Raw genomic sequence first — 12,671 nt, forward strand, 5'->3', positions numbered from 1 at the left:
AGGGGCAGCTGAAAGGAGGCTGCCCTTGATCCGGGTGGACGGCCGGACCCTCAGGTGCGCCGACGTCGTGACCGCGGCGCGCACCGACGGGCCGCTGGGTATCGACGTCTCGATCGCCGCGCTGCGCGCCGCCGAGCACGCGTGGAAGCTCGCCGAGGACCTGAGCACGCGGCGGGTGGTCTACGGGCGCACGACCGGCGTCGGCGCGAACAAGGACGACACCGTCGAGAGCTCGCGCGAGCACGGCCTGCGCCTGCTGCGCAGCCACGCGGGCGGCAGCGGTGAAGAAATGCCGCCGGGCCAGGTGCGGGCGATGATGCTGATCCGCCTCAACCAGCTCCTCACCGGGCGCTCGGGGATCAGCCCCGAGCTGATCGGCGCGCTGGCCGACGCCGTCCGCACCGGCGCGCTGCCGCTGGTGCACCGGCTCGGCGCGATCGGCACCGGCGACCTCGCGCCGCTGGCCGAGACCGCGCTGGCGCTCACCGGGGAACGCGGCTGGGTCGGCGGGCACGTCCCGCCGGTGCCGGTGCACGCGGGCGACGCGCTGGCGTTCATGAGCAGCAACGCCGCGACGCTCGCCGAAGCGACCCTCGCCGCGATGCGGCTGGACACGCTGACGCGCGCGAGCCACGCCGTCGCGGCGCTGACGTACGTCGCGCTCGACGGCAACCCCGAGGCGTACGCGACGCCGGTGCACGAAGCGCGTCCGCACGCCGGGCAGGTCGCGTGCGCCGCGGAGATGCGGCGGCTGCTGGGCATGCACCAGACGCCGAAGCCGGGACGGCGGATCCAGGACCCGTTCGGGCTGCGGGCGTTCCCGCAGGTGCAGGGCCCGGCGCTGGACGCGATCCACTACCTGCGGGACGTCCTCGCGGTGGAGATCAACGCCAGCACCGAGAACCCGATGATCTCGACGGTCCACGGCGACGCGTACCACCACGCGCACTTCCACACGGCGTACGTGTCGACCGCGCTGGACCAGGCGCGCGCGACCGTGCACCAGGTGGCGGAGCTGTCGGTGGCGCGGCTCGGCGACCTCGTCGAGCCGGAGTTCACCGGGCTGCGGCCGTTCCTCGCGGCGGGTCCGGCGGGCAGCTCGGGCGTGATGATCCTGGAGTACGTGGCGCACGACGCGCTGACGGAACTGCGGCAGGCGGCGCTCCCGGCGACGCTCGGCACAGCGGTGGTGTCCCGCGGAATCGAGGACCACGCGAGCTTCTCGACGCAGGCGGCGCGCGCGGCGACGGCGGCGTGCGGGGCCTACCAGCAGGTGCTGGCGTGTGAGCTGGTGGCGGCGGTGCGCGCGCTGCGGATGCGCGAGGCCGACCTGGTGGACCTGCCGGTGCGCGACGCGTTCGAAGCGGCGTCTTCGGTGCTGGACGAGAGCGTCGACGACCGCCCGCTGACCGGCGACATCGCCGCCGCGGTCGGCGTCCTGGACACCCTCGCCCGGATCTAGCGTGAACCCGAACCGCCCGATCCGCCAATAACGGGAGCAAGTGGCGGACGACAGGCGGGCGGTTCATGAGTTCACCAGGCGCGGCCGACGCGGAGATCATCGCGGCGTCGCTGCGGCACCCCGAGCGGTTCGCGGCGGTCTTCGACCGGCACGCCGCGCACATTCACCGCTACCTGGCCCGGCGGCTCGGCGGCCAGCTCGCCGACGACGTCCTGGGCGAGACGTTCCTGGCCGCCTTCACCGGCCGCGGCCGCTACGACCCGGCCTTCCCGGACGCGCGGCCGTGGCTCTACGGCATCGCCACCAACCTGGTCGGCAAGCGCCGTCGCGAGGAGGCACGCGAGTACCGGCTGCGCGCCTCGCTCGGGCCGCCCGCCGCCCAGGAGGGGCACGCGGACCGGGTGGCCGCGCGGGTGAGCGCCCAGGCGATGAACGACCGGCTCGCCGCCGCGCTGGGCGGGCTCGCCCGGGGTGACCGGGACGTCCTGCTGCTGATCGCCTGGGAAGGCCTGGCCTACGACGAGGTCGCGGCCGCGCTGGGCATCCCCGTCGGCACCGTCCGGTCGCGTCTGAACCGGGCCCGCAAGAAGGTCCGCGCGGAACTCGCGCCCGCCGAGGAGGTCTTGAACCGTGGATGAGCTGCAGCTGCTGCGCGACTTCGCCGGACCGGCGGAGCTCCCGGCGCGCGACGACCTCGCCCGGCAGCGAACCGAGCTGCTCGCCGCCACGACCGCGCGACGGCCGGCGCGGCGCTGGGTGTGGGGCTCGGTCACCGCGGCCGGGCTCGCCGCGGCCGCCACCGCCGTCTTCGCGCTCACGCCGACGACCCCGCCGGCCCCGCCGGCGGTCGCCGGACCCGTCGACATCCTGTACCGGGCCGCCGCGGCGGCCCGGGCCCTGCCGGACGTCGAGCCCCGGCCGGACCAGTTCCTCTACAGCAGGACGCGGCTCGCGGACGGCCGGGAGAACGAGTTCTGGGCGTCGGCGGACGGGACCCACGACGGGCTCCAGGTCCTCTTCGGCCACGAAGCGGAAATCGCGGGCTGCCGCGACGGGAAGCGCGTGCAGCGGGAAGGCCGCGGGCGAACGGTGACCAGCCGGTGCGAGCCGCGTCCGGCCGCCCACCCGGACCTGCCGACGGACGCCGACGCCATGCTCGCCTACCTGCACCGGAGCACCTACGGCGAAGGGGACACCCTGCACGACCTCGGCAACGAGGTCGTCGAACTGGCCGGCGGCTACCTCCGGCCGGCGGCACGGGCCGCGCTCTACGAGGCCGTGGCGAAGGTGCCCGGGCTGGTCGCCCGCACCGACGCGAAGGACGCCGCGGGCCGGCCGGTCCTCGGGATCACCTGGGACAGCACGACCGAGCACGGGATCGGCAACCAGGACGAGTTCCTGTTCGACCCGGTCACTTTCGCCTACGTCGGCTCCGGAACGACCGGCGCGGTGGTGAGCCAGGGCATCGTCGACGAGGTGCGGCAGCGCCCCTGAACGCGCGAAGGGCCGCCCCGGAACTCCGGAGCGGCCCTTCGCGGCCGAGACTCAGCCGAAGAAGACTTCGGCTTCCTGGTAGCGCTCGGCCGGGACCGTCTTCAGCTCGGCCGTCGCCTCGGACAGCTTCACGCGGACGATGTCCGTGCCCTTCAGCGCCACCATCACGCCGAAGTCGCCGTCGGCCACCGCGTCGACCGCGTGCAGGCCGAAGCGGGTCGCCAGGACGCGGTCGTACGCCGTCGGGGTGCCGCCGCGCTGGACGTGGCCCAGGACCACCGCGCGGGACTCCTTGCCGGTGCGGTGGGCGATCTCGTCGGCGAGCCAGGTGCCGATGCCGCCGAGGCGGACGTGCCCGAAGGCGTCCTTCTCGCCGGTGAGCAGCTTCTCCTCGCCGCCCTCGGGCAGCGCGCCCTCGGCGACGACGATGATCGGCGCGAACTCCTTCTCGAAGCGGCTCTCGACGTAGGAGACGACCTGGTCGACGTTGAAGTGCCGCTCCGGCACCAGGATGACGCTCGCGCCGCCGGCGAGGCCGGAGTGCAGCGCGATCCAGCCGGCGTGCCGGCCCATGACCTCGACGACCAGCGCGCGGTGGTGCGACTCGGCGGTGGTGTGCAGCCGGTCGATCGCTTCGGTCGCGATGGAGACCGCGGTGTCGAAGCCGAAGGTGTAGTCGGTGGCGCCGAGGTCGTTGTCGATCGTCTTGGGCACGCCCACGACGCCGACGCCGTCGTCGGTGAGGCGCTTCGCGACGCCGAGGGTGTCCTCGCCGCCGATCGCGATCAGCGCGTCGACGCCCTGGTCGGCCAGGACCTGCTTGATCTTGTCGACGCCGCCGTCGACCTTGTACGGGTTGGTGCGCGAGGACCGCAGGATGGTGCCGCCGCGGGTCAGGATGTCCTCGACGTCGTTGAGGCCGAGCGGCCGGCTGTCCCCGGTCAGCGGGCCGTTCCAGCCGTTGCGGAAGCCCACGAGGTCCCAGCCGTGCACCTCGATGCCCTTACGCACCACGCCGCGGATCACCGCGTTGAGCCCCGGGCAGTCGCCGCCGCCGGTCAGCACACCGACACGCATGAGAAGCCTCCGTCTGTTCTCTGGAGATGACAGTCACATTTCGTCCAGGGCCAAGCGTAGCGGCAAACGTCTTGATCGGTGCAGCCCGGACCACCTGCCGAATCGGTCCGGCTCCGGGGTGTGCTACCTTGGCGCCGTGCAGCGCTATTTCTGGTTTACGAAGCCGGCCCCGGGTGGGCACGGCGGCGTGAACCTGCGCTGACCTCCACCCCGAGCCGGATCTCGAAACCGGCTCGGCGAATCTTCCGCGGGTCGGTGTCCACCAGGAAGGACCACCCCCGCGATGACGCTCTCCGCCGGACCCGCCGCCATCGGTGACCTCGACGCCGCCCGCACGACGTCGATCAGTCCGCTCATTTCGCCCGCGCTGCTGCGCGAAGACCATCCCGCCGGCCCCGCCGTCGCCAAAGTCGTGCGGCAGGGCCGCGCCGAGACGGTCGACATCCTCGACGGCCGGGACGACCGGCTGCTCGTGGTCGTCGGCCCGTGCTCGGTGCACGACCCGGAAGCCGCCCTCGACTACGCCCGCCGGCTGTCGGCGAAGGCCGACGAACTGCGCGACGACCTGCACGTCGTGATGCGCGTGTACTTCGAGAAGCCGCGCACCACGCTGGGCTGGAAGGGCCTGATCAACGACCCGGACCTGGACGGCACGTTCGCCGTCAACAAGGGCCTGCGGATGGCGCGCAAACTGCTGCTCGACGTCTCCGAGCTGGGGCTGCCGGTCGGCTGCGAGTTCCTCGACCCGATCACGCCGCAGTTCATCTCCGACATCGTGACGTGGGGCTCGATCGGCGCGCGGACCGCGGCGAGCCAGGTGCACCGCCAGCTGTGCAGCGCGCTGTCGATGCCGGTGGGCATCAAGAACTCGACCGAGGGCGACGTCCAGGTGGCGGTCGACGCGACCCGCGCGGCCGCGGCGAGCCACGTGTTCCCGGGCATCAACACCGACGGCCTGGCGGCGCTGCTGACGACGACGGGCAACCCGGACTGCCACGTGATCCTGCGCGGCCACAACGGCGGCCCGAACTACGACGCTTCGACGGTGGCGGACACCCTCGCGCGGCTGGCGAAGTCGGGGCTGCCGGAGCGGGTGATCATCGACGCTTCGCACGGCAACAGCGGCAAGGACCACGTGCGGCAGGCCGCGGTGGTCCGCGAGCTGGCCGCGCGGATCGGCTCGGGTGAGCGCGGGATCGCGGGGCTGATGCTGGAGAGCTTCCTGGCGGCGGGCCGCCAGGACCTCGACCTGGGGCACGCGGAGAAGCTGACGTACGGCCAGTCGATCACCGACGCGTGCTTGGCTTGGGACGACACGGCTCCGCTGCTGGACGAGCTGGCCGCGGCGGTCCGGGCGCGCCGCTGAGAGGTCCCCGGCCTGGGGGTCCCCCGGTTTTCACGTTACCGGGGACCCCCGACAGTTCCGGGCCTCGCGGAGGCCGGCGGCGCGAACGGTCCTTTCGCGCCGCCGGAAGATCAGCGCAGCAGCGGCAGTGCTCCGACCAGCCGGTCGACGCGTTTGCGCGGGCCGTGCAGGGCGACGCCGACGCCCGCCAGGTCCGCGGTGGCCGTGGCCGCCATCCTGGCCGTGTACTCCTCGTAGGTGCGGCAGCGCTGGGCGAGCGCGCTGAAGGCGACGAAGAACAGCTCGTCGTCTTCGGCGGCCGCCCGGACGATGGCGGCGATCTCCGCGCGCGAGGCCGTCAGGATCGGCAGCGGCACGTGGATGATCCCCGGGTGCGCGACGCCGTCGGCGTCCTCGACGTCGGCTCCGACGAGCCCCTCGACCCGGTGCCCGAGGGTCACCGAGAGGACGCCCGCGGCGTTGGCCGCCAAGCCCGCGGGCAGCTCGGCGCCGACCACGACCGCGCACTTGTGCCGCGCCTTCACTTCCGGCTCCCGAGGAACACGCCGGCGAGCACCACGGCTCCACCCAGCACCTGCCACGGCGTCACGCGCTCCCCCGCCAGCACCACCGCCCAGCCGAGCCCCGCCACCGGAACGACGTTGAGCAGGTTGACCGCGACGCTCGGCTCCAGCCCGCGCAGCCCGTGGTTGTACAGCAGAAAAGCGGCCACCGAGCAGAGCACCGCGAGAAAACCGATCCGCAGCACCGTTCCGCCGGAGGGGACGCTCCACCGGGAAGTCTCCGTCAGCGACAGCACGACGAAACCACCCGCGCCCGCCAGCGTCTGGTAGTACGTGACCACGATCGGCGACGCACCCGAGCCGTCGCGGCGCGCGACCACGTTGTAGGCCGCCCACGCGAAGCCGCCGGCGACCAGCAGGAGATCGCCCCACAGGCGGTGGCCGCCGGGCTGATCGCGCACCACCAGCCAGACCCCGGCGAGCGCCACCAGCATGCCCACCAGCCGGACCGGCGAAAACGCGGCGCGGCCGGACAGGGCCAGGGTGATGATCGGGTAGGCGGCGACGATCAGCGTCGCGTCGGACGCCGTCGCCAGGTCGACGCCCGCGTTCTCCAGCGCGAAGTACGCCGTGATCCCGAGCAGGCCGGCGAACGCGTAGGACATGCGCTGCCGGGTGGACGGCCGGGGAAAGCGGCGCGCCGCGACGCCGAGGACGAGCGCGGCGAGCACGAACCGCAGCGCGCCGAGCGTCATCGGCGGGACCTCCGCCAGCGCCACCTTGGTGACCGCGAACGAGCTGCTCCAGATCAGCGCGGCGGCCAGGACGGCGGCCACCGAGAGGCCACGCGTTTCTGTGATCATGGCGCGAGACTAAGCAGCGAACGGACGAACCCCGGCGAACGGCGTGTTAGATTCGGCAACCGACCGAGAACACCGAATCGGACACCAGTGCGAGGAGAGTACGGGCCGGATGGACGAACTGGATTCGGCGCTGCTGACCCTGCTGCAGGAGGACGCCAAGCAGACCAACAAGGAGCTGGCGCGCAAGCTGCACATCGCGCAGTCGACGTGCCTGGAGCGGGTACGGGAGCTGACCCGGCGCGGGATCGTGCGCGGACACCACGTCGAAGTCGATCTGAAGAAGATCGGCCGGCCGGTGCAGGCGATGGTGGCGGTGCGGCTGCGCCCGCCCGACCGCGCGGTGATCGAATCGTTCCGCGCGTTCGTGGCGGGGCTGCCGGAGGTGCTGTCGGTGTTCGTGATGTCCGGCAGCGACGACTTCCTGCTGCACATCGCGGTCGCCGACAACGACCACCTCAGCGGGTTCGTCCTCGACCGGCTGACCCAGCGCAAGGAGATCGTCGACGTGCGGACGTCGGTGATCTTCAGTCACGTCCGCCGCACGGTCGTCACGCCGGCGGACTGACCGTCAGCGGCGGTGGAAGTACTCGTCGATGACTTCCCAGCGCGCGAGGTTGTGCTTCGCGTCCGCCAGCGCGTCGTGCTGGTCGGTGGGGGCCGACGGCAGCTTCGGCTTCCCCGCGTCCTCCCAGCGCTGACGCAGATCGCGGGTGAACCGCGGCAGCTGGCGGGGCAGCGCCGGCATCGGGCCCCACAGCTGGGCGAGCGCCACGTGGTCGTACGCGGCGAACCAGGCCCACAGCTCGATCCCGCCCGGCGGCTTGCCGAAGAACTCCAGCAGGTCGGTGCGGATCTTCTCGCGGCTGCGCCACGCCTTGTCGGCCGGCGAGGGCAGCTTGTCCAGGACGTTGTCGCGGACCCACTGGCCCGCCTTCGCCGGGTCGAACTCCGTCGACACCGCGTAGAACTCGCGGCCCCGCTCGTCGACGACACCGATGGACACCAGGTCGATCGTCACGCCGTCTTCGATGAACTCGGTGTCGTAGAAAAAACGCACCGGTGAACCCTAGTGGTGGGTCAGCCGACCTTGGATTCGGGCACCCGGGCCGCGTCCCGCGAAGACGGCTGAGCGGGCACCTCGGGCTTCACCCCGGCGGCTTCGGCGGCCAGCAGCTCCTTGGCCTTCGCCGCGTAGATGTCCACGTACTCCTGGCCGGACAGCTCCATCAGCGCGTACATGATCTCGTCGGTGATCGACCGCTCGATGAAGCGGTCCCCCGCGAGGCCCTCGTAGCGCGAGAAGTCCAGGGGCTTGCCGAAGCGGACCTCGAGGCGGCGCGGCCACCACATCTTCGAGCCGATCGGGTTGACCTTGTCCGTACCGATCATCGCCACCGGGACGACGACGCCGCCGGACTCCAGGGCGATCCGGGCGACGCCGGTCTTGCCCTTGTACAGGCGGCCGTCCGGCGAGCGCGTGCCCTCCGGGTAGATGCCGAGCAGGTGGCCGTCCTTGACCAGGCGGGTCGCGGTGTCGAGCGCGGCCTGCGCGGCGTTGCCGCCGGACCGGTCGATCGGGAACTGGCCGACGCCGGTGAAGAACCACTTCTTGAGCAGGCCCTTGAAGCCGGGCTCGGTGAAGTACTCGGACTTGGCCGGGAAGGTCACCTTGCGCTTGACCCGCAGCGGCATGAAGAACGAGTCCGCGACCGCCAGGTGGTTGCCCGCCAGGATCGCGCCGCCGGTCTCCGGGATGTTCTCCGCGCCGACGACCTTGGTCGGCCACAGCGTCTTGAGCAGCGGTCCGATGAATACCCACTTCATGAGCCAGTACAGCACCGGTGCCTCAGTCCTCCATCGCAGCTCAGCCCCATTCACCCGCGCCGGACAGCCTACGAACCCCGGTGGCCGCCGCACAACGGAGACCACCCGGTTACCACGCGGGCGCGATCGATCTCACAGGGAATTCCGGGCCCGGCCGGACCCCCACAACGCCCGCGAGCCGTGAGAGCATGGACGAATCCACCGCTCACACGGAAGGCGATCGCATGGGCGTGCTCGCCGGCGCGGAACCGTTCGGCCACACCGGTTCGGCCGAGACCGGGTTCCTGCTCTGCCACGGGTTCACCGGCACCCCGGCGAGCATGCGGGCCTGGGGTGACCACCTGGCCCGGGCCGGGTTCACGGTGCGCTGCCCGCTGCTGCCGGGGCACGGCACCCGCTGGCCGGACCTCAACCGCACGACGTGGGAAGACTGGTACGGCGCCGTCCGCGAGGCGCTGCTCGCGCTGCTGTCGACGTGCCGGACGGTGTTCGTGGGCGGCCTGTCGATGGGCGGCACGCTCACCCTGCGCCTGGCCGAGGAGTTCGGCGACCGGATCGCCGGGATCGTCCTGGTCAACCCGTCGGTGACCCGGCTGAAGTGGGACACGCGGCTGCTGCCGGTGCTGGGCCGGATCGTGCCGTCGGTACCGGCGATCGCGAACGACATCAAGAAGCCGGGCGAGACGGAGCTGGCCTACCCGCGCACGCCGGTGCGGGCCGCGGCGAGCCTGGCGAAGCTGTGGGCGGTCGTGCGCGCGGACCTGGCGAAGGTGACCCAGCCGGTGCTGCTGCTGCACTCGTCGGTGGACCACGTCGTCGAGCCGGTGAACTCGCAGCTGGTGCTGCGGGGGGTGTCGAGCACCGACGTCACCGAGGTCGTGCTGGAGAACAGCTACCACGTCGCGACACAGGACAACGACGCCGAAGTCATCTTCACGCGTAGCGTCGAGTTCGCGAAGACGCACGCCGCACAGCCTGAGGAGACCGCATGAGCCGGGGGAAGGACGGGCCGGAGGACGTCGACGCGACGTTCGCCGAGATCGTCGCCGACCTGCGGGCCGACGGGTTCGGGCTTCCCGAAGAAGACACCGCGGGCACCGTCGACAAGGCGGAGCCCGGGCTGGGTGTGGAGAGCGAGTCGCGCCGGACGCCGGACCGGCCCGTGGAGCCGCCCGCCGCGGACACCCCGCCGGAGCCCGGCTGGCGGTCCGGGGGCACGTCGTGGGACACGACGATGTTCTCCGACGACCCCGCCGGCGACGACGAGCACTACATCCCGCCGGAGCCGCCGCCGCTGCCGCGGCCGAAGATGGGCGCGTTCCTGATCCTGCTGCTGTTCCTGGCCGGGCTGTTCCTGCTGATCCTGCCCGGCGCGATCGGCGTGGGCCCGACGGTGGCGACGCCGCTGGGCATCCTCGCGCTCGCGACGTCGATCGCGTTGCTGCTGCTGCGCGTCCGGCAGGGCCCGCCGCCCGGCGCCGACCCCAGCAACGGCGCCCAGGTCTGATCCGCCGAAGCGATGCACATCGAGTTCAGCCCTTCGCGGCGATCGACCGTCGGCGCGGAGTGGGAGCTCGGCCTGGTGGACCGGCGCAGCGGTGAGCTGTCGTCGGTCGCCGAGCAGATCCTCGAGGCCGTCCGGCCCGACGGGCGGGTCGAGCACCCGAAGATCAAGCAGGAGCTGCTGCTCAACACCATCGAGGTCATCACCGGCGTCTGCGACACGATCGCCGAGGCCAAGGCCGACCTGGCCGGGTCGCTCGACGTGCTGCACGGCGTCGCCGACCCGCTCGGCGTCGAGATGTTCTCGGCCGGGACGCACCCGTTCTCGAACTGGTACCAGCAGAAGGTCACCGACAAGGAGCGGTACGCGAAGCTGATCGACCGGACCCAGTGGTGGGGCCGGCAGATGCTGATCTACGGCGTGCACATCCACGTCGGGGTCGACCACCGCGACAAGGTGCTGCCGATCCTCGACGCGCTGCTGAACTACGCGCCGCACCTGCAGGCGCTCTCGGCGTCGTCGCCGTACTGGGGCGCCGAGGACACCGGGTACGCGTCGAACCGGGCGCTGATGTTCCAGCAGTTGCCGACGGCCGGGCTGCCGTTCCAGTTCCGGAAGTGGGCGGAGCTGGAGAGCTACGTCGAGGACATGTTCACCACGGGCGTGATCGACCACTTCTCGGAGATCCGCTGGGACATCCGGCCGGCCCCGCACCTGGGCACGATCGAGATGCGCGTCTGCGACGGGCTGCCGACGCTGGAGGAGGTCGGCGCGATCGCGGCGCTGACGCAGTGCCTGGTCGACGACTTCAGCGAGCGCCTCGACGACGGCGAGGTCCTCCCGGCGCTCCCGCCGTGGCACGTCCAGGAGAACAAGTGGCGCGCGGCCCGCTACGGCACCGACGCGATCATCATCCTGGACGCGGCGGGGCGCGAAAGGCTGGTCACCGACGACGTCGCCGACCTGCTGGACCGGCTGGAGCCGGTGGCGCGGCGGCTCGACTGCGTGGCCGAGCTGCGCGACGTCGAGACGATCCTGCGGTACGGGCCGAGCTACCGGCGGCAGCGGGCGGTCGCGGAGGCGCACAAGGGCAGCCTCAAGGCCGTGATGGCGTCGCTGGTCGCCGAGATGCGCGACGGCATCCCGAAGGACTAGAGCTTGTCGAGCCGGCTGCGCAGCGTGCCGGGGCCGAGGATCGACGCGCCGAGGGCTTCGACGCGCCCCTTGAGCTCCCGGTCGGCCGTCGCGACGAGGGTTTTCCCCTTTTGCTGCGCGACGACCTCGACGATCTTCGAGTCGCCATCGGTGTCGGCCGCGACGACCTCGACGCCTTTCGTTCCCGTGACGTGCTTGGCCTTGCCCTCGACGACCAGGATGATCCGGGGCCACCAGGACACGGTGGCGTCGCCGGGATCGGGCACGCCGGCTTCGGCGAGTTTCGCGAGCTGGTCGCGCAGCCGCTCGGCGGCGCCGTGCCGGTCGCGCCACCAGCCGTCCGGCCGCGAGCCGACGACGTTCGCGCCGTCGACGACGAGGACGAGCTCCTGCCCGACGCGGTCGCGAAGGGCGGGCCAGGCGGCGGCGAAGTCGCGGTGCAGCCGGTAGCCGGGCACGTCATCGGGGTCCACCCAGCGCACCTCCGCACTTTCGGTGTTGGCGACCCGCGCCTCGGCGCCGTCGGCGAGGGCGAGCACGGTGGTGTAGCTCCAGTCCCCATGGTCCACCACGGAGGCCGACACCGCTCGGAAGGCGTCGGCGGGAACGGAGGCTTCTTCGAAGGCTTCACGGGCGGCTGCGGTCACGGCGGTCTCGCCGGCTTCGATGGCCCCGCCGGGCAGCGCCCAGGTACGGCCGTGGTGCACCCACCAGGCCCGCCGCTGCAGGAGAACGCCGCGAGCGGGATCGACGAGCAGCAGGCCGGCGGCACCGTAGCGCCCCCAGTGCAGGTGCCCGCAGGAACACTTGACGAAGACGCTCGCGGACGGGGCACTCACCGCTCCAGCCTGTCACAGGTCGCGGCCGGATCGCTGGCCCGATCCAACCGCGGATCGTTCCGAGCAGCCCCCGTTTTCCACGCTACGGGGAGGCACCGACAGTTCCGCGCGGGTCGATGCCGGAAGGTCTTGAATGCCCTCCGCCGGCAAAGGGGTGTGGGCCCAGCTCGCGGCAAAAGGCCACGGCAGCAGACAGACCGGAACGGAAGACGGAGCCCACACCCCCGGCAACCCCGATCCGAAGCCAGAACACGGCCGGCGGCGCCGGGTCAAGGCATCTTTCCCGCCTTGACGCGGTGCCGCCGGCCGTAGTCACAATCGGGCTTCGGGGTTGCGGGAAGACTGCCATCGGGCGCGGCAAGCGCCACTGGGCGCGGCAAGCGCCACTGAGCGCGGCAAGCGCCACTGAGCGCGGCAAGCGCCACTGAGCGCGACAACTGCCGTTGGGCGCAGCAGGCGCCATTAGGCGCAGCAGCTGCGGTTGGGTGAGGCTGGCGCGGGTGGAACCAGGCGCTGAAGGGCCGACTGCTGGGTGGAGCGGCGACCGGTGGAGCGCCCGCTGCCAGTGATCGACCACGACACGA

General features: G+C 72.1%; 14 protein-coding genes. 8 read left to right on the top strand and 6 right to left on the bottom strand.

Annotated features, from left to right (window positions below; all coding sequences use genetic code 11):
* The first annotated feature begins 25 nt into the window (after positions 1-25).
* The 3 genes from ABFJ78_RS22685 (at position 26) to ABFJ78_RS22695 (ending at position 2,956) form a co-directional block, all read left to right on the top strand.
* Complete coding sequence (locus ABFJ78_RS22685; protein ID WP_436388326.1) at positions 26-1,462, top strand: aromatic amino acid ammonia-lyase; 1,437 nt, start codon at positions 26-28, stop codon at positions 1,460-1,462.
* 65 nt (positions 1,463-1,527) lie between these two features.
* Positions 1,528-2,100, top strand: a complete 573-nt coding sequence (locus tag ABFJ78_RS22690) for an RNA polymerase sigma factor (RefSeq protein WP_436388327.1) — start codon at positions 1,528-1,530, stop codon at positions 2,098-2,100.
* Positions 2,093-2,956 carry a CU044_5270 family protein gene (locus tag ABFJ78_RS22695; protein WP_436388328.1) on the top strand — a complete coding sequence of 288 codons (864 nt, stop codon included), beginning with the start codon at positions 2,093-2,095 and terminating at the stop codon, positions 2,954-2,956. Before ABFJ78_RS22690 ends, ABFJ78_RS22695 begins: the two co-directional genes overlap by 8 nt.
* A gap of 51 nt (positions 2,957-3,007) precedes the next feature.
* Here the strand turns inward: ABFJ78_RS22695 and ABFJ78_RS22700 are convergent, their stop codons facing one another.
* Positions 3,008-4,033 (bottom strand): 6-phosphofructokinase, encoded by a 1,026-nt coding sequence (locus ABFJ78_RS22700; protein ID WP_436388329.1) that lies wholly within the window; start codon positions 4,031-4,033, stop codon positions 3,008-3,010.
* A 283-nt stretch (positions 4,034-4,316) separates the two neighbouring features.
* Here ABFJ78_RS22700 and ABFJ78_RS22705 point away from each other — a divergent pair, with 283 nt between their 5' ends.
* Positions 4,317-5,399 (top strand): 3-deoxy-7-phosphoheptulonate synthase, encoded by a 1,083-nt coding sequence (locus tag ABFJ78_RS22705; protein WP_436388330.1) that lies wholly within the window; start codon positions 4,317-4,319, stop codon positions 5,397-5,399.
* Between the two features lie 110 nt (positions 5,400-5,509).
* Here ABFJ78_RS22705 and ABFJ78_RS22710 read toward each other — a convergent pair whose 3' ends face one another.
* Together ABFJ78_RS22710 and ABFJ78_RS22715 are read right to left on the bottom strand one after the other, a co-directional pair.
* On the bottom strand, positions 5,510-5,923 hold the full coding sequence (locus ABFJ78_RS22710; protein WP_436388331.1) for a DUF2000 domain-containing protein: 414 nt from the start codon (positions 5,921-5,923) through the stop codon (positions 5,510-5,512).
* Entirely contained in the window at positions 5,920-6,765 is an 846-nt protein-coding gene (locus ABFJ78_RS22715; protein ID WP_436388332.1) for a DMT family transporter, read from the bottom strand. Before ABFJ78_RS22715 ends, ABFJ78_RS22710 begins: the two co-directional genes overlap by 4 nt.
* A 109-nt stretch (positions 6,766-6,874) precedes the next feature.
* On the opposite strand from ABFJ78_RS22715, the gene ABFJ78_RS22720 reads away from it, so the two are divergent.
* Positions 6,875-7,330, top strand: coding sequence for an Lrp/AsnC family transcriptional regulator (locus ABFJ78_RS22720; RefSeq protein WP_436388333.1), 456 nt, complete (start codon positions 6,875-6,877; stop codon positions 7,328-7,330).
* A 3-nt stretch (positions 7,331-7,333) separates the two neighbouring features.
* On the opposite strand, the gene ABFJ78_RS22725 is transcribed toward ABFJ78_RS22720, so the two are convergent.
* The gene (locus tag ABFJ78_RS22725; protein WP_436388334.1) at positions 7,334-7,822 is read right to left on the bottom strand and encodes a polyadenylate-specific 3'-exoribonuclease AS; all 489 of its coding nucleotides are present in this window, start codon (positions 7,820-7,822) and stop codon (positions 7,334-7,336) included.
* A gap of 20 nt (positions 7,823-7,842) precedes the next feature.
* Positions 7,843-8,604, bottom strand: a complete 762-nt coding sequence (locus ABFJ78_RS22730; protein ID WP_436388335.1) for a lysophospholipid acyltransferase family protein — start codon at positions 8,602-8,604, stop codon at positions 7,843-7,845.
* A gap of 209 nt (positions 8,605-8,813) precedes the next feature.
* Between ABFJ78_RS22730 and ABFJ78_RS22735 the strand changes: the two genes are divergently transcribed.
* The 3 genes from ABFJ78_RS22735 to ABFJ78_RS22745 are packed head-to-tail and all read left to right on the top strand — an operon-like array spanning position 8,814 to position 11,248.
* On the top strand, positions 8,814-9,581 hold the full coding sequence (locus tag ABFJ78_RS22735) for an alpha/beta hydrolase (protein WP_436388336.1): 768 nt from the start codon (positions 8,814-8,816) through the stop codon (positions 9,579-9,581).
* Positions 9,578-10,096, top strand: coding sequence for a hypothetical protein (locus ABFJ78_RS22740; protein ID WP_436388337.1), 519 nt, complete (start codon positions 9,578-9,580; stop codon positions 10,094-10,096). The genes ABFJ78_RS22735 and ABFJ78_RS22740 overlap by 4 nt, the downstream gene beginning before the upstream one ends.
* Positions 10,097-10,108: 12 nt before the next feature.
* Positions 10,109-11,248 carry a glutamate--cysteine ligase gene (locus ABFJ78_RS22745; protein WP_436388338.1) on the top strand — a complete coding sequence of 380 codons (1,140 nt, stop codon included), beginning with the start codon at positions 10,109-10,111 and terminating at the stop codon, positions 11,246-11,248.
* On the opposite strand, the gene ABFJ78_RS22750 is transcribed toward ABFJ78_RS22745, so the two are convergent.
* A complete protein-coding gene (locus ABFJ78_RS22750; RefSeq protein ID WP_436388339.1) occupies positions 11,245-12,087 on the bottom strand; it encodes an NUDIX domain-containing protein in 843 nt (280 codons plus the stop codon). The genes ABFJ78_RS22745 and ABFJ78_RS22750 overlap by 4 nt on opposite strands.
* Positions 12,088-12,671 lie beyond the last annotated feature (584 nt).

The sequence above is a fragment of the Amycolatopsis sp. MEPSY49 genome, from assembly GCF_051337345.1.
Classification (GTDB): Bacteria; Actinomycetota; Actinomycetes; order Mycobacteriales; family Pseudonocardiaceae; genus Amycolatopsis.